This is a genomic window from Haladaptatus sp. AB618 (assembly GCF_024136965.1).
Lineage (GTDB): Archaea > Halobacteriota > Halobacteria > Halobacteriales > Haladaptataceae > Haladaptatus.
The window spans coordinates 96,692-117,890 of sequence record NZ_JAMYJX010000009.1; the positions used below are offsets into that span (position 1 = coordinate 96,692).

The window sequence follows — 21,199 nt, forward strand, 5'->3', positions numbered from 1 at the left end:
GAATACGACAATGACGAACCAATACGACGCAACGATCTACTACGACGAAGACGCGGACGACAGCTATCTGAACGACAAGACGGTGGCCGTACTCGGGTACGGCAGTCAGGGCCACGCCCACGCACAGAACCTCGCTGACAGCGGGGTGGACGTGGTGGTCGGCCTGCGAGAGGGTTCGTCCTCGCGCAAGGCCGCGGAAGCCGACGGCCTGCGCGTTGCGACGCCGAAAGAGGCGGCCAGTGAAGCACAGGTCGTCTCGGTGCTCGTGCCGGACACCGTTCAACCGGCCGTGTACGCCGACATCGAATCCGAACTGGAACCCGGCGACACGCTCCAGTTCGCCCATGGGTTCAACATCCACTACGGCCAGATCGAACCGTCGGAGGACGTGGACGTGACGATGATCGCCCCGAAATCGCCGGGCCACCTCGTCCGCCGGAACTACGAGGCCGACGAGGGAACGCCGGGACTGCTCGCCATCTATCAGGATGCGAGCGGCGAGGCGAAGGAGGAGGCGCTCGCCTACGGGAAAGCCATCGGTTGTACCCGCGCAGGCGTGGTCGAGACCTCGTTCCAGGAGGAGACGGAAACCGACCTGTTCGGCGAACAGGCCGTCCTCTGTGGCGGCGTGACGGAACTCATCAAAGCCGGGTACGAGACGCTCGTCGATGCGGGCTACTCGCCCGAGATGGCGTACTTCGAGTGCCTGAACGAGATGAAACTCATCGTGGACCTGATGTACGAGGGCGGCCTCGGCGAGATGTGGGATTCGGTCTCCGACACCGCCGAATACGGTGGCCTGACGCGCGGTGAGGTCGTCGTCGACGACCACGCCCGTGAGAACATGGAGACGGTCCTCCAGCAGGTACAAGACGGCGAGTTCGCTCGCCAGTGGATCGTCGAGAATCAGGCCGGGCGGCCGTCGTACCGTCAGAAGCGGAAGGCCGAGAAGAACCACGAAATCGAGGAGGTCGGGGACCGTCTCCGCCAACTGTTCTCGTGGTCGGAAACGGAAGACGAGGAATCAGAATCCGAGGAAGGAGAACAAGAGCGAGTGACAGCAGATGACTGAGGAAAACCGGAACGGACGGACGGAAACGATGGCGGACGTGAACCACGTCCATCCCCACGCCGACCGCGGCGCGATGACACAGCTGTTCAGCCGTGGACAGGTCGCCACCGATGGCGGGGACGACGAGGAATCGACGATGAAGACGATGGCCGAAATATCGCACGAGCCGCCGACGGGTGCCGCTGACTCGGTGGGCGTTTTCGAGCGCGGCCACGAATATCGGGTACAGTACCGATGAGTGAGGGAACGCTCTACGACGAGGTGTGGGATCGCCACACGGTAACGGAACTGCCGACCGGACAGACCCAACTGTTCGTCGGTCTGCATCTCGTCCACGAAGTGACGAGTCCGCAGGCGTTCGGCATGCTGGAGGAGCGCGACATGGAGGTCGCGTATCCCGAGAACACCCACGCGACGGTGGACCACATCGTCCCGACGGCCGACCAGTCGCGTCCGTACGCCGACGAGGCAGCGGAAGAGATGATGTCGGAGTTGGAGGAGAACGTGCAGGGAGCGGGTATCGAGTTCTCGCACCCGAAATCGGGCGACCAAGGAATCGTTCACGTCATCGGTCCGGAGCAGGGACTGACTCAGCCCGGCATGACCATCGTCTGTGGCGACAGCCACACCGCGACGCACGGCGCGTTCGGCGCGCTGGCGTTCGGTATCGGTACGAGCCAGATTCGTGACGTGCTGGCGACCGGAACCATCGCGATGGAGAAACAGAAGGTCCGAAAGATCGAGGTCACGGGCGAACTCGGGCCCGGCGTCTCGGCGAAGGACATCGTCCTCGAAATCATCCGCCAACTCGGCACCGACGGCGGCGTCGGCTACGTGTACGAGTACGCGGGCGAGGCAATCGAAAATCTGGACATGGAAGGCCGGATGAGCATCTGCAACATGTCCATTGAGGGCGGCGCTCGCGCGGGCTACGTCAACCCCGACGAGACCACCTACGAGTACCTGCGGGAAACGGACGCATTCGCGGATAATCCTGAAAAATTCGAGGAACTCAAATCCTACTGGGAGTCCGTGCGCTCCGACGAGGATGCCGAGTACGACGACGTGGTCGTCATCGACGGCGACGAACTCGAACCGATGGTGACGTGGGGTACGACGCCCGGACAGGGCGTCGGCATCACGGAACCGATTCCCGCACCAGAAGACCTGCCCGAGGAGAAGCGGGAGACGGCGCGACAGTCACAGGAACACATGCGCGTCGAACCCGGCGATACGATGGCGGGCTACGACATCGACGTGGCGTTCGTCGGATCCTGTACCAACGCCAGACTGCCCGACCTGCGCCGCGCGGCGCAAGTCGTCGAGGGACGCGAAGTCCACGACGACGTACGGGCGATGGTCGTCCCCGGCAGCCAGCGTGTGAAGGCCGCCGCCGAGGCGGAAGGGTTGGACGAAATCTTCCGCGAGGCCGGTTTCGACTGGCGTCAGGCCGGGTGTTCGATGTGTCTGGGTATGAACGACGACCAACTCGACGGCGACGAGGCCAGCGCGTCCTCCTCGAATCGTAACTTCGTTGGACGACAGGGCAGTCCGGACGGCCGGACGGTGTTGATGAGTCCCGAGATGGTCGCGGCCGCCGCGATTCGCGGCGAAGTGACCGACGTACGCGAACTGTCGGAGGTGGTGAGCGCATGACCGAAGAGATCACCTACGAATCCGGAACCGGCATCGCGGTGCGCGGCAACGACATCGACACCGACCAGATCATCCCGGCGCGGTTCATGAAGGTCGTCACCTTCGACGGCCTGGGACAGTTCGCGTTCTTCGACCAGCGGTTCGATTCCGACGACAACCCGCAACCGCACCCGTTCAACGAGGACGATCACGAGGGCGCGTCGATACTGGTCGTCAACGGTAACTTCGGCTGTGGTTCCTCGCGCGAGCACGCGCCGCAGGCGCTCGCTCGCTGGGGAATCGACGCCATCGTCGGCGAGAGCTTCGCCGAGATTTTCGCCGGGAACTGCCTCGCGCTGGGCATCCCGACCGTCACGGCTGACGCCGAGACCGTGGAGGCGTTGCAGGACTTCGTCGAGGAGAACCCAGACGCCGAAATCGAGGTCGACGTGGCGGAGGAAACCGTACGCTACGACGGCCGAACCGTCGAGGCGAACGTTGACGACGCCCAGCGACAGGCGCTCGTGGAGGGCGTCTGGGACACGACGGCGCTGATGAAGTCGAACGAAGCGGAAATCGAGAAAACGGCCGAGAGCCTCCCTTACGTCGAACAATGAGCGAACAAATCGCTGTCATCCCCGGTGACGGAATCGGACAGGAAGTAGTACCAGCGGCACGGCGAGTCCTCGAAGCCGTCGGACCGGAGTTCGAGTTCGTGGAAGGCGACGCGGGCGACGCCGTGAAGGCGGAAACCGGCGAAGCGTTGCCGGAGGAAACCCGAAGTCTCGTGTCGGAATCCGACGCGACGCTGTTCGGCGCGGCGGGCGAGACGGCGGCGGAGGTCATCTTGCCGCTTCGCGGCGTCGTGGACTCGTTCGTCAACGTGCGCCCCGCGAGGGCGTATCCGGGAACGGAAGCGCTCCGACCCGAGACCGACCTCGTCTTCCTCCGCGAGAACACGGAGGGCGTCTACGCGGGCCACGAGTCGAACCTGAGCGACGACGTGACGACACTGACCCGCGTCGTCACCGAATCCGCGTCCGAGCGACTCGCCGAATTCGCCTGCGAGTACGTCGAGGGACGCGACGACGAGGAGTTCACCATCGCCCACAAGGCGAACGTGATGCGCGAGACCGACGGCCTGTTCCGCGACACGGTGGACCGCGTGGCGGACGGCGAGGGCGTTTCACACGACGAGATGCTGATGGACGCGCTGGCGACTCACCTCTGTTTGCACCCCGACGAGTTCGGCGTCATCGTCTGCCCGAACCTCGCGGGCGACGTGCTGTCGGACCTCGCCGCCGGATTAGTCGGCGGATTGGGACTGCTCCCCTCGGCCAACATCGGGCCGGACAACGCGCTGTTCGAACCCGTCCACGGCACCGCGCCGGACATCGCGGGCGAGGGCGTGGCGAACCCGTCGGCAACCATCCTCTCGGCCGCGATGCTGCTGGAGCATCTGGGGTACGACGAGGAGGGCGCGGCGGTTCGTGAGGCGGTCGAATCCGTGCTGTCGGACGGGCCGCGAACGCCCGACCTCGGCGGCGACGGGACCACCGCGGACGTCACCGAGGCAGTGCTGTCTCGGATGTAGCTTCTCTACTGTTCGTTCGATCGCTCTTTTTGTTCGTTCGATCGTTGTTTTCGCGGGTCAGAAGGAAAACATCGACATGACGATCATCCCCGCGCCGGTCGTACCGAGTATTCCGAAACAAAGTCGCGTGAGTGCCACCCGCCAACCCGCAGGTTCGACCTCATCGACCGGGTTCGTACTGCCGATGGAGTCGGATTGCTCGTCGGGCGTCGACAGTTGGTACCCGTATCTAACGCCGAGGGCACCGAGGGCGAGCACACCGAGTCCGGTGAGCATCATGCTGAGGGAGACCATATTCAGTCCATATTTCCATTTCAATAAATGCTTTCTGTTCTGAACGAAGGTCGACCGGGTTCATCGTTCCCGGTGCCGGAAAGTGAACACTAATATCGGTGGCCCGATGCTTCCCGGTAACGAGTGAGACGAAATGAGTGAGACGAAAGACGAACTCGCGGGCGTGGTGGACCTGTTCGGGGCACTGACACGTGCGGAACTGGCCGAGGCGCTCGCCGAGTTGGCGTTCAAGCAGGGAAAAGAGGTGGACGAATCGGCGTTCGAGTCGGTCATCGAGGACGGCGTGCGGGACTTCTATCTCGTGGAAGCACGCGCCGATACCGACACCGGCGAAACGGTTCTTGTGCCCGGTCCGGTGGCGTTCCCGGCGTTGCCCGACAACGCGGAGGACCTGCCGCATATCATGGACGTCCCGGAGCGGACCACGGACCGCGAGGGGTTGGGCGAACGCGTGAAGGAGCGACTCGCCGCGGAGGCCGAAACGGCCGACGAGGAGCGGGCGCAGTACCTCGTGGACGTGAGCTACGACCTCGAAGCGTGGGCACCCGTGGAGGCGGGCAACGTGCGTGACAGACTGGACGAGTCATGAGGTCGAACGATTGCGCTCCGAGAACGAGTCGCACGCCGACCGGGCAAATTAAGGCCGGACGGACCGACGAAAACACATGAACCTCGGTCGGGTGGCCGACCACGAACCACGGTTGGTCACGGACGAGCAACGCGAGGCGGCCGTCCTCGTGCCGATTATCGACCGCGACGATGGTCCCGCCCTCCTCTTCACCAAGCGCGCGGACCACCTCGGCGAACATCCGGGACAGATGAGTTTCGTCGGCGGGGGACACGAACCGGGCGACGACGACCTCTGGGAGACCGCACTCCGGGAAGCACACGAGGAAATCGGACTTCGACCCGAGGAAGTCGAGCACGTCGGGCGACTGGACGACATCCGGACGATAACGGGCTACTCCATCAGCCCGTTCGTCGTCAGAATCCCGGACCGCGAGTACGACCCCGACGAGCGCGAGGTAGCGGAAATCGCCATCCTCCCGGTGTCGGAACTGACGAACTTCGACAACTACGAGAACGAACACCGCGACCACCCCCACTACGGCGAGGTGGTAATCCACTACTTCCACGTCGATGGCTTCACCGTCTGGGGCGCGACGGGACGGATGCTGGTGCAACTGCTGGAACTGGCGACGGATTGGTGCGCGCCGGAGAAAATCGACCGGTTCGTCGACACCGACCCGGATTTGAGTTGACAGTCGGCTTTCAGAGAGTCGAATCCCAGAACTCGGATAAACTGATCGGCAACTCTCGTCCGTGTTTTGTCTCTTGGTCGGGTAGGTTGTCCCCGTGTTGAGTACAGGGTGTATCCAGGCTATGAGACTCGTCGCCAGTAGCGGTTGTACAGTGATGGAAGTATCCATCCAAAGCATCCATATTTTTATGGCAATTAACCAACCATCTTGGATATGGATTGGCTGCCCGCCCGCGATGTGGATGGGACACAACGTGGTGATCCACGTCTCATCGGCCTTGACGACGAGAATATCGACGAAGCACTCGACGCGATCTCTTCGGCCACTGCTCGCACACTACTCACGGAGATTTACAGCGATCCGGTAACTCCTAGTGACCTGCGCGACCGTACTGACAACTCGCTGCAAACGATTTCGTATCATTTGGGGAAGCTTGAGAACGCAGGTCTCGTTCGCGTCGCAGATACTCGGTACTCGGATCAAGGGCGAGAGATGGCGGTGTACGCGGCACCCGACGATCCGGTCGTGCTTTTCGTCGGCACCGAAAACCGGAAAAACGGCCTGCGTGATCTGTTCGCGCGCGTATTTGGTGCTGGGATACTACTCCTTGGCGCGACTATCTACGTCCTCTACCGGACGTTCGAGTACAGCAGCGGGCCACCCGGGAGCGATCCGACATCTCACGGCCTCCTCGATATCTCGTTCATCACGTTCTTCACAGGCGGATTCTTCGTTCTTGTGCTCGTGCTCTGCTGGGGGATCTGGGCGCGACTCCGCTAGTTCGTTTCGGGCTTAAAATTCGTTTTACGTCTCCCAGAAGTATTTCCTTCCAACTCGCCGAAAGAACATATGAGTACTTGGCCGTCCGACCGCACTACGCATCTACTCGAAACACTCCTCGCGCTCGCCACCCTCGTTAGCACTGACCTGTCCCTGGACTACAACCCGTGGTATCCGGAATGGATACATACCGGACCACTCACACTGCCGCCAAGCGCCATTGCACCGATGATACTCTCGATAGCCATACTTCTATTCAGGGGACGCTCCACCAATCCGCGTGGAATCGGTCGCCGCGCGCTCACGGCGTTCGCGGCCATTACGCTCATACTCTGTCTGTATGCGATCTGGAACCTGAACACTGCCCCTGGTGGGGTTTACTGGGCAGGATTTTTCCCACTTATTACCGGCGTCCTGCTCGCCGTCTCAACGCTGTTGAGATTGATCATCGAACGTATTCGTCAATAATCGATCGGGTATCAATCGGTGCTGGCATTCTCTCCCGTGACTATCAGGGCATACTTTTCGCATCGACCCACCGTCCGGATTGTCGGTATCCATACGTCAAAGTGAACGGCATGCGACCATCTCCCATGTACGACGCAATCGTCGTCGGGGGCGGAATCGTCGGTGCCTCCGTCGCCTACCACCTGGCACGTGAGGACGTGGACACGCTTCTCATCGACCGCCACGACACCGGACGAGCGACGGATGCCGGTGCGGGCATCATCTCTCCAGCGACCAGCAGTCGAACCGCCTCGACCCAGTGGTTCGAGTTCGCACTCGATGCCGCGGCGTACTATCCGGAAATCGTCGAACACCTCGAAAACGAACAGGACGGAGAGACGGGCTACTCCGACTGTCCCCTGCTCTCGGTCGCGGTGGACGAGGACGAAGTACCGGAGTACGACGCGGCATCCGAACGGATTCGGGAGCGACAGGAGAAATACGGCCAGCCAGCACCCGGAACGACGGAGGAAATATCGTCCGCGGAGGCGAAATCGAGATTCCCGGCCCTCGCCGAAACTCGGCGCTGTCGCGCCTACGACGGTGCCGCGCGGGTGGACGCCCGGACGTTCACCGGCGCGCTGCTCCGGGGGGCGAAGAAACACGGACTCACCGTTTTCGGAAAGGACGTGACCGAGATTCACCACGAGGACGGGACCGTCACGGGCGTCGAAACCGCCGACGCGACGACCTACGAGGCACCGGCGGTCGTGATCGCCGGGGGCGCGTGGTCCGACCGATTTTCCGACTCGCTCGGCGTGTCGATCCCAGTAGAACCCCAACGCGGGCAGATCATCCACCTCGATCTGGGCGACACCGACACCTCCTCGTGGCCCATCCTCAGCCCGTATCACAGCCACTACATGGTCCCGTGGTCGGACAACCGCGTCGCCGTCGGCGCGACCCGTGAAGTCGGGTCGGGCTTCGAACCCCACACGACGGCCGAAGGTGTTCACGAGGTGCTCGGCGAAGCGCTTCGCGTCGCGCCCGGACTCGGCGACGCGGCGATCGAGGAGATCCGTGTCGGCCTCCGTCCGCGCTCGGCCGACCAACTGCCCGTTTTGGGGCGAATTCCGACCGTCGAGGGCGTCCACCTGGCGACCGGTCACGGCGCGACCGGACTCCAACTCGGCCCCTACAGCGGAAAACTGGTCGCCGATCAGATCATGGGCGAACCGGTCGATATCGAGGGGTTCAGCGTGGAGCGGTTCGAGTAGCGGGACGAACGACCCCAGTGGCCGGGCCGCACGGCGGCGAGAATTAAGGGGGTTGCCGGCGTCCCGAATGTCCTGGGGGAAATAGACGATGACAAACGGAGGGATTTCCGAGTCGTCGGAAACCGACACTGAGGAAACGAGTGGAAACGTCGTCGCAGAACTGTCCACGTCGTTGGATGGGTTCATCGCCGGGCCGAACGCGGGGATCGACAACCCGCTGGGGGACGGCGGCGAGCGACTCCACGAGTGGGTGTACGAACTGGCGAGTTGGCGCGAGTTACACGGTCTCGACGGCGGGAAAACGGGTATCGACGACGACATCCTCGCCGAATCGTTCGAGAACGTCGGCGCGGTCGTGATGGGAAAACGGATGTTCGATACCGGCGAGGAACCGTGGGGTGACGACCCGCCGTTTCACGTTCCGGTGTTCGTCCTCACGCACGACCATCGAGGAACGGAGGAACGACGGGGTGGCACGACGTTCACTTTCGTCACCGACGGCGTCGGGAGCGCACTCGAACGGGCAAGAGCGGCCGCGGGTACCGACGACGTGTCGGTCGCGGGCGGGGCGAACGTCGTTCAGGGGTTTCTCGGTGCGGACCTTCTGGATGAGATTCGGCTTCACATCGTTCCCGTCCTGCTCGGGGATGGGGTTCGCTTGTTCGACCATCTCGACTTCGAACCGCTCGAACTCGAAAAGACGAGGGTAGTGGATTCGCCCGACGTGACTCACCTGTGGTACCGCGTCGAACGGTGATCGGATCGAAGTCAGAACCGGTCGAGCGAGAATAACTCGATATCGTGGCGACTCTCGCCGTCGATGGCGAGGTCGGCCAGAATCTCGCCGACGACGCTCGACAGTTTGAACCCGTGACCCGAAAATCCCGCGCCCACGACGACCTGCGGGTGGTCCGGAAGCGTGTCGATGATGAAGTGTTCGTCCGGCGAGTTGGTGAACAGACACGTCTCCAAGCGCATCGTCGGTCCGGCCGCCTCGGGGAAGTAGCGCTCCGTGAAATCGCGGAGGACGCGCTCGTCGGCGGGCGTCGGGTCGGCCACGTCGTCCGGGGAGACGTTCTCGTGGAAGTGGTTGTACTTGCCGACCTTGTACCCGGGCACGCCGTACTCCGGGAAGCCGTAGAAGTAGCCCTCCTCGCAACCCATGGTGAAGACCGGGAACGAATCGGGTTGGAACGCCTCGGAGTCGTCGGGGTGGAACCAGCCCAGCACTTGCCGCTCCGGTCTCGCCTCGACCCGCAGCATCGGCAGCAGGTTCGCGGCCCACGCGCCCGCCGTGACGACCATCGTGTCGGCGGTGTAGCTTCCCTCCCTCGTTTCGACGCGGACACCGCCGTCGGCGGTTGGCTCCCAGTCGAGGACGCCCTCCCGGGCGCGAATATCCGCGCCGTGTCGGTGTGCTTCGTTCACGTGCGCGACGACGCACTGTTCGACGTGGAGGAAACCGCCGTCCGGTTCGAAAATCGCGACGAAGTCCTCGGGTAGGTCGTAGCCCGGATATCGTTCGCCCACCTCCTCGGCGGAAAGCCGTTCGTACGCCAATCCGTGTGTCTCACAGGATTCGCGCGCACCGGCGACCTTCTCGCTGCCATCCGGGCCAGCGACGATACAACCGGTCGTGTGGAGGAGTTCCGTGGGATGCGTGGCATCCAACTCGTCCCACAGTTCGTAGGCACGCTCCAGCAGCGGGACGTAGTCCGGGTGTTCGTAGTACGCCTTCCGGATGATCCGCGTCACGCCGTGTGACGACCCCATCGAATGCGGAATATCGTAGCGTTCCAGGCCCAAAACGTTCTCGCCGCGCTTTGCGAGGTGGGCCGCCGTCGCGCTTCCCATGCCGCCGACGCCGACGACGATGGTATCGTATTCGGTCATACTCGTGTCGTGATCGGCGGTGACAATGAACGTGGGTAGTTCGGCGCGGAGGATTTCATCACCCATATTTTCAGAAAACTTATCTAATCCGGCACTAAAACTCCAAAAATGACTTCCAGACGACACGTTCTCGCCGGTGTCGGCGGCGCGCTAACCGCCGGACTCGCCGGATGTCTTGGCGATTCGGGGTCCTCGGGTGGCTCCTCCAACAACGGGACCGCGAAGGACACCGACTGGCCGATGCCGCGATTCGATACGACCAACACCGCCTACAATCCCGAAGCGAAAGCCCCACGTCACGGCGTCCTGGAACGATGGACGTTCGAGGGCGCTTCGGCGACGGGCACGCCCGCCATCGTGGACGGTCGGGTGTTCCTCCCGACTGGGAAGTCGCTCGTCGCGCTCGATTCGAGTAGCGGGGGCGTACTGTGGCAGTTCGACCTCGACCACGGATGGTCCGACGGCCCGGTCGTCCACGATGGACTCGTTTACGTCAACGCGCTCGGCGATCTTCACGCTCTCGACGTGAAGACTGGCGAGAAAGCGTGGTCGCTCACCGATGTCGAGGACATCAACACCTCCCCACACCTCGTCGCAGGTGAGCACGTTTCTCCCTCGAAACTGTTCGTGGGAACAGAGAACGGAAAACTGCTGAAACTCGATCTGAAGACGGGCAGAATTCTCCGACGGACGGACCTGTTCGGCGAGATTACGACGATGGCATACCGGCTTCCCATCCTCTACGTCGGAACGTCCAGTGGTGAAGTGTATGCGCTTTTCGAACGCGGTACCGACCGACCGTTCGGCGAGCAATGGCGACGGAAAGTCGGGGCACAAATCCAGGGGTTGGTACCCACCTCGGAGGGCATTCTCGTCGATACGTTCGGTGGGCCGCTCCGCTGTTTACAAGACGGTGCGCACGCGGGAACGACACGGTGGAAAGTGCCCGCGAAGCAGGCGAACTCGGCACCCGTTTACGGCAATTACACAGTCTTCGCGGCCGGATACGACTCCCTTTCGGCCCACCGGGATTACGACAAGAAGACCAAGTGGCGCTACAACGGGCGGTTCGATCGGGCCGACCCCGTCGCGGCCGGTGACACCCTGTACGTCAGCAGCGGCGATGCAGTCCACGGGTTCGCGCTCGACGGCGGTATCGGCATGGAAGGGTACCGGTACGACGCAAAGCAGTGGTCACACTCGACCTCGTTGGCCGTCGAAGGACTCGCCGTCGCCGACGGTGCCTTGTTCGTGGCCTGCCGCCCTGGAAAGGGAGAATCGACGGCGCTGTACTGTCTGGAATCGGCCTGAACGGTTCCGCGATCAACGGCATCACACTTCGGACCCCGAATCCGATTTCCCGTCGATGAACTTCCGAACCTCGTCCGCGACGCGGCTAAATCTATCCCGGAATGGTGCCGTGGCAGGACGTCGTGGTTGTGCTGACGCTCGAAATCCGTCGTTCACCCCTGCGATTCGGGGCCCCTCTGGATGACGATTCCACCGCAGTCCCCTATTCGACGGTACGCGATATTTTTGTCCTAACGCTCTGAAACGTCCGAATATTGGTGTTTCGACGAATCGATACAGGTATATCCCCGAGGATGATATCGGCTGAAAACGACCGTTCCCCGGTCGTGGTACCGTGACGGAACAGACAGACTACCTCGACGACAGAATCGCGGACGCAATTCTCAACGGCTCGCCCTACGAGCGACTGCGCGTCCGACGGAACAGCCTCTTCGACCAATCAATCCCGACGAAACTCGCCTGGCAGAGCGCCCTGCTGCTCGTGCTGGCCCTCATCGCACCGATAACGCTCAGCTACTCCGACTCGGTTGCGGCGCTGTTTCCGGGTGGTGCTCCACTGACGGCATCGCCGATCATCCTGATGCCGGGTGCGCTCGTCCTCCTCCTCGAACTCGGAGCGGCGGCCGGACACGTCGCCGTCGCCGCGACGATACTCTCCGGCGAGGAGGACCTGAGCACGCGCCGGATGCAACAGCTCCTGAGTGTCGAGGAGATAGCGTCGTTTTATGGCTTGATCGGTGGCACTCTCCTGCTCGTCATCACGTTGGCGGTGTTCCTCCTGGGCTACAACGGCGTGGAGACGATCCACCAGTACACGACGGCGGCCGGACGAAGTCCCTTTGACGCGTCGGGAACCGGCCTGAGCGTATTGGCCGTCTCGGCCACCTCGGTCACGATGAGCGCCGTCCTCTTCGTCACCAGTCGGTTGCTCGCCCGACGACTGTAACACACGTCGGGACCGAAGATTTAGGCATTCCCGAATAGTAGCAGTATCGGGGAGTCGAGATGGGGAATGACTCCGAAGACGTTCTGTACGAAATTTTGTTAGATACGTCGCTGGACGACGACGTGTATCGAGCACTGTCGAGTACGCCTCGACGATATACGCTGTACACGCTCTTGGAGTGGGACCGAATCTCGCTGGACGAACTGGCCGACGTGCTTACGGGGTGGCTGTACGCGAGCGAATATCGGATGGCGACGGCCGAGGACCGCGAACAGTTGCTGGCCGAACTCCGGCGACAACACATCCGTATGCTACGCAAGTCGGGGCTCGTCGACTACGATCCACGTGAAGAACTGCTCGTCAGGTCCGAATTCTCCCCATCGGTCGTCCGGCTACTCCATTGGGCGCTGGCACACGAGTATGAGAATTGAGTGGAGACGAAGGAGTGGAATCACTGATGAACTTCCGGGAAGCCATCGACGCGGTCGAGCGGGAACGAAAGACGCTCGTAGTGTACGGTGGCGACTCGAATACGGACCTCGCGGCGCAGTTCGAGACGAAAAACGTCACGGTGAAGTACAAACGGCTTCGGAGCGTCGGACCGAACGAATTCCTCGTCATCCGGGACGAAGACGGTTTTCAGGGAGCGATCGGGTTGACCGCGCTTCAGGAATTCCTCACCCCGCCGGTTCTCGTCCCGTGGAGCGATGATTTCGATCCGTCCTCGTTCCGCGACCTGCGAACTCTTCTCGATGAAACCCTGTTCACGTCGTTCGACCGACGGCAGATGTTGTCGACCAGCCGCGAAATCGAGGACCGCGCGTGGCGTATCGCCGTCGGTTCCTTACACGTCGGATTTCAGGCGTTCTCGGCATTTCAGGACCAGATGGACCTCTATCGACGACTCGCGTCCGAGACGAATCTGGATATCCACATTTACGGACGGGCGGACTGGCAACCGCCTCGAATTCCCAACACGACGTTTTGTGCGAGAACTTCGGGAGAGATCGGACGGGTGTGGTTCCTCGTCTACGACGGTGGCGGTGACGACGACCAGAAATGCGCGTTGGTCGCCGAGGAACGTGACGACGGTGAATTCTTCGGATTCTGGACGTACAACCCGACGACGGTGGACGAGTTGCTCGACCACCTCGTGGAAACCTACGGTTGACGAAGCTCACTCGTCGGTTGCGATCACCGCTACACGTATCGCGCCGAGGACTCCTAACGGGGCGAAGATAGACACTCCGAGAACCGTCCCGAGCGCGACGTGGAGTTCGGGTCCACCGTACGAGGCGAGCGAGTCGAGCATCGGAACGCTCCCAACCCAGTACTGGAGCGTCCCGATGATTCCCGCAAAGACGACGACCGACAGGGTGTTCCCGGCGATCGAGCCGTAACTCCGCCGAACCGCCGTACCCATCGACCTCCCGCGAACCAGCAACACCGGGACGGCGAACAGTCGGGCCGAGACGAACGCGACGAGGAGTACGCCGACGAGCAGGACGACGAAGCCGAGCATCGTTCCTATCGCGCCGACCGCCCAGACGAGACCGGACAGACAACATTGGAAGACGACGAGCGACGCGACGCTTCGAACGGAGACTGAATCACCATCCGAACGGGTCACGAGGGCGGCAACCGCGGTTGCGATCGCTATCTGGGTGACGATCCAGATGGCGGCGACCTCCGCCATGATCGGGAGCCGAAGCCCCAAAATCGCGCCGACCGGTCGGGTAACGAGGGAGGAGTCACCGGGATATAACAGCACGACGAAATGGGCGAGTCCCGTCCGAGCGACGGTGGCGACCTGTGTCGCTACCGGGTCACGGAGTCGGGCGACGTTACAGGCGGCGAGCACGATGCTCGTCACCAGAAACGGCACGGCGAGCGAGGGACGCGAGCGGATGTCCCGTAGGACACCCACGAGCAATCCGAAGGCCGTGATGGAGTCGTCGGGCGGCGAATCGGAACCGACGCGATCGATCTCGGAGCCGCGGATTCGCTTGTCTCGGCTCATCGGGACGCCTCCAATGCGTACAGTTCGAACCCGTCCGTGAAGACGACCATCCCGGCACCGACTGCCGGTGGTGACGGAGCTTTTTCGGTCTCGGATTTCCACCGTTCGTCTCCAGTCTTCGCGTCGAGTGCGAGGAGGGCTCGCGAATCGGGGACGTAGACCGTGTCGCCCGCGACGACGGGCGTTCGTTTGTACTCGCCAACCGACTTCTCCCATCGAGTCGTTCCCGAGCGTGGGTCAAGCGCGAGGAGGTGGTCCTCGTCGTCCCGTGTGATCTGGACGTACACCGTCTCGTCGGTGACGGTCGGTGTTCCCTGTATCCTCGCGTACTTTCCGTCGCCGGTGAGGTGACGGAGCCACCGACGCTTCCCGGTCTTCCTGTCGAAGGCGATGGCGTAGTCGTCACGCGTCCCGTACACGCCGTGGTCGGCGGCGGTCACGTACCCCCACGTGAGCACCTCTTTGAACGGTTGTCGTCGCCAGCGAACGTCCCCTGTTTCGGCGTCGAGCGCGGTGAATTCGTTGACCCACGTCGCGATGTAGACGACGCCGTCGTAGACGGAAACTCGTGAGGACAGGCCGTCAGACCGATAGCGCCACCGTTCCCGTCCGTCACTCGGGTCGAGCGCGCGCACGCTACTCTCGACACCTGTATCGTGTGGAACGAAGACGTGTCCATCGGCGATGACCGGCGAGACGGCGTCACCACTCGGTAACAACGACTGAATGAACGACGACTTCGGGTTGGGCGTCCGCCAGCGATAGCGGAGGTCACCGCGCGGGCCGGTGCCCGGGTTGACGCCACAAACCCGACGCCCGTCGTTCGAAACGACCGTCTCGTTGCGGTATGAAGTCTCCGTTGCGATGGCTGGCGTCACCCCGAACGGCTGTCGCCGATGGGTTTGCGTCGTTCCGTCCGTCGCATCGACGGTGAGGAAACTCCCGGCCGTGCTGTAGACGGTCCCGTCGTAGATGAGCGGCGTCGGCGAACGTCCTGTCACGTTCGGAAGCTTCCGTTTCCACCGAACCGCGGGTTTCGCTCGGAGCGAGAGGCCGTCCGGTTTGTATGCCGCGCCCGCCGAATCGTAGCCGACGAGCGGCCAATCGTCCGCGGAAACCGGTCGGGAAGCGGCGGGGTACAGCGCGCTACACCCACCGAGGGTGCCAAAAATGGCAGTCGAAGTGAGGCCGAGAAATCGTCGACGGGTGGGCGAGGGAGGTCGCTTTCGGGGAGGGCTGTCGTTTGGAGGGCGGGGATCAGTCACTGTGCGTCAGATTTCTAGGTGAAATAAAAAGTATTTTCATTGTCGACAGGTCCGTTCGGTATATCAGTCCATTTAACCATCTTCACCGGGTTTGGTCGGTAGCGAATGAGCTATCGAGACGCGATCATGGCGGCCAAGTACGCCGGGGGGGCAAACGAACAGGCGACGGCGCTTCATCAGCGACGACTCGAAGCGGTCGTGAACGGGGAAGGCTACTTCGACTTCGACGCGCCACGGGGTATCGTCGTTCACGTCGTCCCGACCGGCGTGTACGACGACGGCTACGCGATCGACCTCGGCGAGCACAGCGTGTTACCCGAGGCCGATCCCATGTGGCCGAAACAGCTTCCCATACTCGGGCGGGACGGTGCGCGCGGTTCGTGGACCGCCGACGGATTCGGGGCAGTCGTCCCGTCGGATGAACGGGACGGCTGTGCCGGGTATGCACATCTCTTCTCGAACGGTGTCGTCGAATCCGTTGCCGCGATTCCGTTCGAGGAATCCCGGACGGAACCGCCACGAATCGACGGACGCGCGCTCGAACTCGACCTGACACGGAGCGTCCGGCGGTACCTTCGCGTGCTCGCGTACCACCAGCGGACGGCCCCGATTTACGTCACGCTCACGATGTACGGCGTCGATGGCTGTCTGCTCGACACCGGTGTGGTCGAGTCGAGCGACGACGCGCGCCCGATTCGAGAGCCGATGCTCGCACCGTTCCCCGTCACGCTCGACAACTTCGATGCCGACGTTCGAACCCAACTCGCGCCCCCCCCTCGACGCACTCTGGCGGGGTGCGGGCTATCCGAAATCACCCTTCTTCGATTCCGGCGTATGGGAGCTTCGGTCGGTGTTCGATGACGATGACTGAACGGCGGCCGTCATCCAACTTTTACGACAGGATTACTCCATCGTATTCCGACGATGGCGATCAGTACCAGTCCGGGATGCTTCCGATTCGTATCCGTCTTCGACGGATCGATTCACCCTCACGCACACCATACAGTGTGGTGTGGAATTCGCATCAACTGTCCGGTCTTTAAATACTCTCGACGGAATGAAATACAATACGATTGATCGTTTTTGCTCAACCTTCTCACTGTGATCGACCGACCGAAATAATATCATAAAATTGCCAATAGGGGTTGGTATCCGGAGTAGTACTCGTGAACTGTTGGCGAGTTGTCGCTCGATTTTAGTTATAATCTTTCCCGAATTTATTTTGAAGCATCACCTCCGTAGGCAATGATTACCGCTTCCGATAGTTCGTTTCAGGCACCCAATAACAATGGTTGGCTCAGTAAAAAATATTCGACAGTTGCTCACATGTCCGCGGACTGCGGACGAGCGGCGACCCCCATCAACAAATCACAAAAAGTATGACGAAAAAAAGCACGATACCCGATTCGATCAAGCGACGACGGCTTCTGCAAGGTCTCGGTGCAACCGGCATCGCGGCGCTGGCTGGATGTTCAGGGAATCAAGATAACTCTGGCGGTGGCGGCAATAATTCGGGCGGCGGAGCCAACACCAGCGGGACGCTGAAACTCGCGCAGGTGAAAAGCCCGCTGGAGTTCGACCCCATCGTCCTCAACGACGTTCCTTCCGCACAGGTATCAGACCGCGTCTTCGAGGGTCTGTACACGTACGACTCCGGAATCAACGTCGTTCCGAAGATGGCGACGGGCAAGCCGGAGGTCAAGAACGGCGGCAAGACGTACATCGTCGAGTACCAGAAGGGGATCAAGTTCCAGAACGGCGACTCATTGACCGCCGAGGACATCGCATACTCCTTCACGGCACCCGTCAAGGAGGAGACCGAGAACGCGTCCACGTTCACGATGATCGACTCGGTTTCGAAGGCGGGCAAACGGAAGGTCAAGTTCGATTTGAAATACCCATACGGGCCGTTCATGAACGTCCTGACGTCCTCCGTCGTCCCGAAGTCGGTTCGGGAGAAGGACAAAAAGAAATTCAACAAGAAGAATCCGATCGGCACCGGACCGTTCAAATTCGATGACTGGCAGGAAGGCAACTACGTCAAGATTTCCCGGTGGGACGACTACTGGGGGAAGCCGAAACCGAACCTCGCAAACGTGAAAATGGTTCCCGTCGAGGAACCGACGACCCGGTTGACGAGCCTTCAAACAGGCGAAAACGACATCATCGAGGAAATCCCGCCGAAGCTCTGGAAACAGGTCCAGAACATGAGCGACACGTCCATCGAGTCGAAGATCGGGATGGGCTACTTCTATCTCGCCTTCAACTGCAAGAACGGGCCGACGACGGACCCGAAGGTACGGGAAGCCATCGACTACTGCTTCGACATGGACCAAGCGGTCTCGAACTTCGTCGAACCGAGCGGGGTCCGACAGTACAGTCCGCTACCGGAACAGATTTCGAAGAAGTGGGGCTTCCCGCTCGACAAGTGGAAGAAGATTCCACACGACAAGAACATCGACAAGGCGAAGGAGTTGCTCAAGAATTCGGACAACGTTCCGGACAACTGGAACGCCAAAATCATCGTTCCCCCGGACGACAAACGCCAACAGTTGGGCGTCACCGTCGCCAACGGACTGAAAGAGGCGGGGTACAACGCCAACGTCCAGCGGCTCGATTGGGGTGCGTTCCTCAACAAGTTCGTCACCGGCAAGACGAGCGACTACAACATGTACACCCTCGGCTGGTCGGGCGGCCCTGACCCCGACGACTTCCTCTATTACTTCTTCACGAAGTCCGCCCACGGGACGAACGACGGGACCTACTACAACAAGGTCAACAAGCAGATCGTCGAGGCGCGGAAGTCGTCTGACCACGCCAAACGGAAGAAGCTGTACACCGAGGCCATCAACAAGGTGCTCCACGACCGGGCACACCTTCCGGCGTACAACCTGAAGAACAGTTTCGGGGTGAAAAACAAGGTGAACGGGTTCGAACCGCATCCGGTGTTGAGCTTCGTCCTCGCGACGCAGTACACCAACGCTTCCATCGGGAAGCAGTAACGCGACACCCCCTTTCGATACGATTCAACGACAATACACATGGGAATCCTTCGCTATACGATTCGACGCTTACTACAGGCCATTCCGGTACTGCTCGGCATCGTGACGATCACGTTCCTTTTGACGAACGCGATTCCGGGCGACCCCGTTCAGATCATGCTCGGACCGTCACCGAGCGCCGAGATGGTAAACCAGATACGCGCGCAGTACGGATTGAACCAGCCGCTTCCGGTGCGATACGTACACTACCTCACCTCCGTCGCACAGGGCAACCTCGGCGAGAGCATCTACTACCGGACTCCGGTCACGACGAAGATCATGCAGCGGCTTCCGGTGACGCTCCTGCTCATGCTGTCGAGCTTCACCTTCGCGCTCGTCGTGGCGATTCCACTCGGTATCATCTCCGCGAAACGGCGCAACAAGCCGACCGACCACGTCACGCGCATCGTTGCGCTCATCGGCGTCAGCACGCCCGACTTCTGGATCGGCCTGATGCTCATCATCGTCTTCGCCTACTACCTCGGTTGGTTCCCGGCAACGGGGCTGGTCGAACCATGGCAGAAACCGAGCGCGGTCGAGGGTGCGTCTACGCAACTCGGCGTCTTTTGGCAGACATTCATGCATCTGTTGCTCCCGGCGATAACGCTCGGCACGCTCCAGATGGCCGCAATCATGCGTATCGAGCGTTCTTCGATGCTCGAAGTGCTCCAGCAGGAGTACGTGAAGCTGGCGCGCGCCTACGGCGTCGCGGAACGAAAGATCGTCCGAAAACACGCGTTTCGGAACGCCCAACTGCCGGTCATCACGGTCGTCGGGTTGCAACTCACCGCCGCGCTCGGCGGGGCGGTGCTGACCGAGACGGTGTTCAACATCAACGGAATGGGACGGCTCATCATCACGGCAATCAACAATCAGGACTACCCGCTGGTCATGGGAACGACGATCTTCTTCGGCCTGACGTTCGTCGTCGGCGTCGTCATTACCGACATTTCCTACGCGTACATCGACCCGCGAGTGAGTTACGACGAGGTGGACTGAAATGGGAACTGGAGAAGCAAATTCGACGGACGTTCGAAACGCCAACGCGACTGACCGAGGGGAAGCGAAAGTCGAGGCCAACGTCGGATGGCGCTATGCGCTCGAACAGGTCCGACGGGACACCACCGCGAGGATCGGCCTCTACATCATCGGGTTCATCGTCGTCCTCGCGGTGTTCGCGTGGATCGACGCGAAGCTGTTCGACTACGCCATCGTGAGCAGCTTCTGGCACAACCCGGTGAACGATCCGACGAACGCCAAGATCCTGCGCCCTCCGGCGATGACGAGCAACACGTTCGGGAAGGGGCTGTGGGAGTACCCGCTCGGGACGGACCACCGCGGACGGGACATCCTCGTTCGACTCGTCTACGGTTCGCGCATCGCCATGCAGGTCGGCATCATCTCGACCGGTTTCGGACTCATCTGCGGGACGATACTCGGCGCGGTCGCAGGCTACCACGGCGGATGGATCGACGACGTACTGATGCGGCTGGCTGAAACGCTGTACGCGATTCCGTTCCTCGTGTTGGTCATCGCGTTCATGGCCGCGTTCGGCCGCGACCTGACCTTCGCGATGATCGGTGTCGGCATCACCACGATTCCCGTCTTCGCCCGCCTCATCCGTTCGCGGGTCGTGAGTGTGCGCGAGGAAGAGTACATCGAAGCGGCGAGAGCGGCGGGAGTGCGCGACCGGAACATCATCCTGCGTCACGTCATCCCGAACAGCTTCGCACCGGTTCTCGTCCAAGCCACGTTGCAGGTCGGCATCAGCATCCTCATCGTCGCTGGCCTCTCGTTCCTCGGGTTCGGGGCACAGCCACCGACGCCCTCGTGGGGCCAGATGTTGAGCCAGTCGCGCGGGTACATGCTACCCGACCCGTGGTTCAGCCTCTGGCCGGGACTGGCCATCCTCGTCACCGTGATGGGGTTCAACCTGCTCGGCGACGGCCTGCGGGACGCACTCGATCCGCGAATCAACAACTGACGGAGACGAAAATGACTGATACACTGTTACACATCGATAACCTGAAGACACAGTTCTTCACCGAGGAAGGCGTCGTCCGTGCGGTGGACGGCATCTCCTTCGACGTAAAGGAGGGCGAAATCGTCGGTCTCGTAGGCGAATCCGGGGCCGGGAAGAGCGTCGCCGCACAGAGCATCCTCCGACTAGTGGAATCGCCGGGCGAAATCGTCGGCGGGGAAGTCCGCTTCCGGGACGAACTGCTGTTCGGCGTCGAGGAGGGACCGGATGGAGAGATGCGGGAACGCGAGGAGATGCTGTCGAACGAAGAGATGCGGAAGCGGATTCGCGGCACCGAAATCGCCATCATCTTCCAGGACCCGATGGAGAGCCTGAATCCCG

Annotated in this window: 23 protein-coding genes; 19 read left to right on the forward strand and 4 right to left on the reverse strand. The window is 61.6% G+C overall.

The window, feature by feature from the left end; translation table 11 throughout:
* Positions 1 to 10 precede the first annotated feature (10 nt).
* The 5 genes from ilvC to NKF26_RS21025 are packed head-to-tail and all read left to right on the forward strand — an operon-like array spanning position 11 to position 4,301.
* Positions 11 to 1,072 carry a ketol-acid reductoisomerase gene (ilvC, locus tag NKF26_RS21005; protein ID WP_253228626.1) on the forward strand — a complete coding sequence of 354 codons (1,062 nt, stop codon included), beginning with the start codon at positions 11 to 13 and terminating at the stop codon, positions 1,070 to 1,072.
* Positions 1,065 to 1,310, forward strand: coding sequence for a hypothetical protein (locus NKF26_RS21010; protein ID WP_253228625.1), 246 nt, complete (start codon positions 1,065 to 1,067; stop codon positions 1,308 to 1,310). Before ilvC ends, NKF26_RS21010 begins: the two co-directional genes overlap by 8 nt.
* Positions 1,307 to 2,728: a 3-isopropylmalate dehydratase large subunit gene (leuC, locus tag NKF26_RS21015; protein ID WP_253228624.1), complete on the forward strand. Its 1,422-nt coding sequence runs from the start codon at positions 1,307 to 1,309 to the stop codon at positions 2,726 to 2,728. The genes NKF26_RS21010 and leuC overlap by 4 nt, the downstream gene beginning before the upstream one ends.
* On the forward strand, positions 2,725 to 3,324 hold the full coding sequence (gene leuD, locus NKF26_RS21020) for a 3-isopropylmalate dehydratase small subunit (protein WP_253228623.1): 600 nt from the start codon (positions 2,725 to 2,727) through the stop codon (positions 3,322 to 3,324). Before leuC ends, leuD begins: the two co-directional genes overlap by 4 nt.
* Positions 3,321 to 4,301 carry an isocitrate/isopropylmalate dehydrogenase family protein gene (locus NKF26_RS21025; RefSeq protein ID WP_253228622.1) on the forward strand — a complete coding sequence of 327 codons (981 nt, stop codon included), beginning with the start codon at positions 3,321 to 3,323 and terminating at the stop codon, positions 4,299 to 4,301. The genes leuD and NKF26_RS21025 overlap by 4 nt, the downstream gene beginning before the upstream one ends.
* A gap of 57 nt (positions 4,302 to 4,358) precedes the next feature.
* Here NKF26_RS21025 and NKF26_RS21030 read toward each other — a convergent pair whose 3' ends face one another.
* Positions 4,359 to 4,595 carry a hypothetical protein gene (locus tag NKF26_RS21030; protein WP_253228621.1) on the reverse strand — a complete coding sequence of 79 codons (237 nt, stop codon included), beginning with the start codon at positions 4,593 to 4,595 and terminating at the stop codon, positions 4,359 to 4,361.
* A gap of 133 nt (positions 4,596 to 4,728) precedes the next feature.
* On the opposite strand from NKF26_RS21030, the gene NKF26_RS21035 reads away from it, so the two are divergent.
* From NKF26_RS21035 to NKF26_RS21055, 5 genes are all read left to right on the forward strand, one after another.
* Positions 4,729 to 5,184, forward strand: a complete 456-nt coding sequence (locus NKF26_RS21035; RefSeq protein ID WP_253228620.1) for a hypothetical protein — start codon at positions 4,729 to 4,731, stop codon at positions 5,182 to 5,184.
* Between the two features lie 76 nt (positions 5,185 to 5,260).
* Complete coding sequence (locus tag NKF26_RS21040) at positions 5,261 to 5,857, forward strand: CoA pyrophosphatase (protein WP_253228619.1); 597 nt, start codon at positions 5,261 to 5,263, stop codon at positions 5,855 to 5,857.
* Between the two features lie 213 nt (positions 5,858 to 6,070).
* The gene (locus NKF26_RS21045) at positions 6,071 to 6,637 is read left to right on the forward strand and encodes a helix-turn-helix domain-containing protein (RefSeq protein ID WP_253228618.1); all 567 of its coding nucleotides are present in this window, start codon (positions 6,071 to 6,073) and stop codon (positions 6,635 to 6,637) included.
* 593 nt (positions 6,638 to 7,230) lie between these two features.
* Positions 7,231 to 8,361 carry an FAD-binding oxidoreductase gene (locus NKF26_RS21050; RefSeq protein WP_253228616.1) on the forward strand — a complete coding sequence of 377 codons (1,131 nt, stop codon included), beginning with the start codon at positions 7,231 to 7,233 and terminating at the stop codon, positions 8,359 to 8,361.
* Between the two features lie 88 nt (positions 8,362 to 8,449).
* Complete coding sequence (locus tag NKF26_RS21055; protein WP_253228615.1) at positions 8,450 to 9,118, forward strand: dihydrofolate reductase family protein; 669 nt, start codon at positions 8,450 to 8,452, stop codon at positions 9,116 to 9,118.
* 11 nt (positions 9,119 to 9,129) lie between these two features.
* On the opposite strand, the gene solA is transcribed toward NKF26_RS21055, so the two are convergent.
* Positions 9,130 to 10,254 (reverse strand): N-methyl-L-tryptophan oxidase, encoded by a 1,125-nt coding sequence (solA, locus tag NKF26_RS21060; protein ID WP_369682177.1) that lies wholly within the window; start codon positions 10,252 to 10,254, stop codon positions 9,130 to 9,132.
* Between the two features lie 108 nt (positions 10,255 to 10,362).
* On the opposite strand from solA, the gene NKF26_RS21065 reads away from it, so the two are divergent.
* The 4 genes from NKF26_RS21065 (at position 10,363) to NKF26_RS21080 (ending at position 13,682) form a co-directional block, all read left to right on the forward strand.
* A complete protein-coding gene (locus tag NKF26_RS21065) occupies positions 10,363 to 11,565 on the forward strand; it encodes a PQQ-binding-like beta-propeller repeat protein (protein ID WP_253228613.1) in 1,203 nt (400 codons plus the stop codon).
* A 334-nt stretch (positions 11,566 to 11,899) separates the two neighbouring features.
* On the forward strand, positions 11,900 to 12,511 hold the full coding sequence (locus tag NKF26_RS21070; RefSeq protein WP_253228612.1) for a hypothetical protein: 612 nt from the start codon (positions 11,900 to 11,902) through the stop codon (positions 12,509 to 12,511).
* 59 nt (positions 12,512 to 12,570) lie between these two features.
* On the forward strand, positions 12,571 to 12,942 hold the full coding sequence (locus NKF26_RS21075) for a hypothetical protein (RefSeq protein ID WP_253228611.1): 372 nt from the start codon (positions 12,571 to 12,573) through the stop codon (positions 12,940 to 12,942).
* A 26-nt stretch (positions 12,943 to 12,968) separates the two neighbouring features.
* Complete coding sequence (locus NKF26_RS21080; RefSeq protein WP_253228610.1) at positions 12,969 to 13,682, forward strand: DICT sensory domain-containing protein; 714 nt, start codon at positions 12,969 to 12,971, stop codon at positions 13,680 to 13,682.
* A gap of 6 nt (positions 13,683 to 13,688) precedes the next feature.
* Here the strand turns inward: NKF26_RS21080 and NKF26_RS21085 are convergent, their stop codons facing one another.
* Both NKF26_RS21085 and NKF26_RS24505 read right to left on the reverse strand, forming a co-directional pair.
* Positions 13,689 to 14,531, reverse strand: a complete 843-nt coding sequence (locus NKF26_RS21085; protein ID WP_253234844.1) for a hypothetical protein — start codon at positions 14,529 to 14,531, stop codon at positions 13,689 to 13,691.
* Complete coding sequence (locus NKF26_RS24505) at positions 14,528 to 15,796, reverse strand: PQQ-binding-like beta-propeller repeat protein (RefSeq protein ID WP_253228607.1); 1,269 nt, start codon at positions 15,794 to 15,796, stop codon at positions 14,528 to 14,530. The genes NKF26_RS21085 and NKF26_RS24505 overlap by 4 nt, the downstream gene beginning before the upstream one ends.
* 105 nt (positions 15,797 to 15,901) lie before the next feature.
* On the opposite strand from NKF26_RS24505, the gene NKF26_RS21095 reads away from it, so the two are divergent.
* The 5 genes from NKF26_RS21095 to NKF26_RS21115 all read left to right on the forward strand — a co-directional run.
* A complete protein-coding gene (locus NKF26_RS21095; RefSeq protein ID WP_253228606.1) occupies positions 15,902 to 16,657 on the forward strand; it encodes a hypothetical protein in 756 nt (251 codons plus the stop codon).
* A 518-nt stretch (positions 16,658 to 17,175) separates the two neighbouring features.
* Positions 17,176 to 18,798: an ABC transporter substrate-binding protein gene (locus tag NKF26_RS21100; RefSeq protein ID WP_253228605.1), complete on the forward strand. Its 1,623-nt coding sequence runs from the start codon at positions 17,176 to 17,178 to the stop codon at positions 18,796 to 18,798.
* Positions 18,799 to 18,837: 39 nt separating this feature from the next.
* Positions 18,838 to 19,836, forward strand: coding sequence for an ABC transporter permease (locus NKF26_RS21105; RefSeq protein ID WP_253228604.1), 999 nt, complete (start codon positions 18,838 to 18,840; stop codon positions 19,834 to 19,836).
* A gap of 1 nt (position 19,837) precedes the next feature.
* On the forward strand, positions 19,838 to 20,821 hold the full coding sequence (locus NKF26_RS21110; RefSeq protein WP_066138443.1) for an ABC transporter permease: 984 nt from the start codon (positions 19,838 to 19,840) through the stop codon (positions 20,819 to 20,821).
* Positions 20,822 to 20,832: 11 nt separating this feature from the next.
* The coding region (locus NKF26_RS21115) for an ATP-binding cassette domain-containing protein (RefSeq protein WP_253228603.1) at positions 20,833 to 21,199 on the forward strand (367 nt) is incomplete at its 3' end.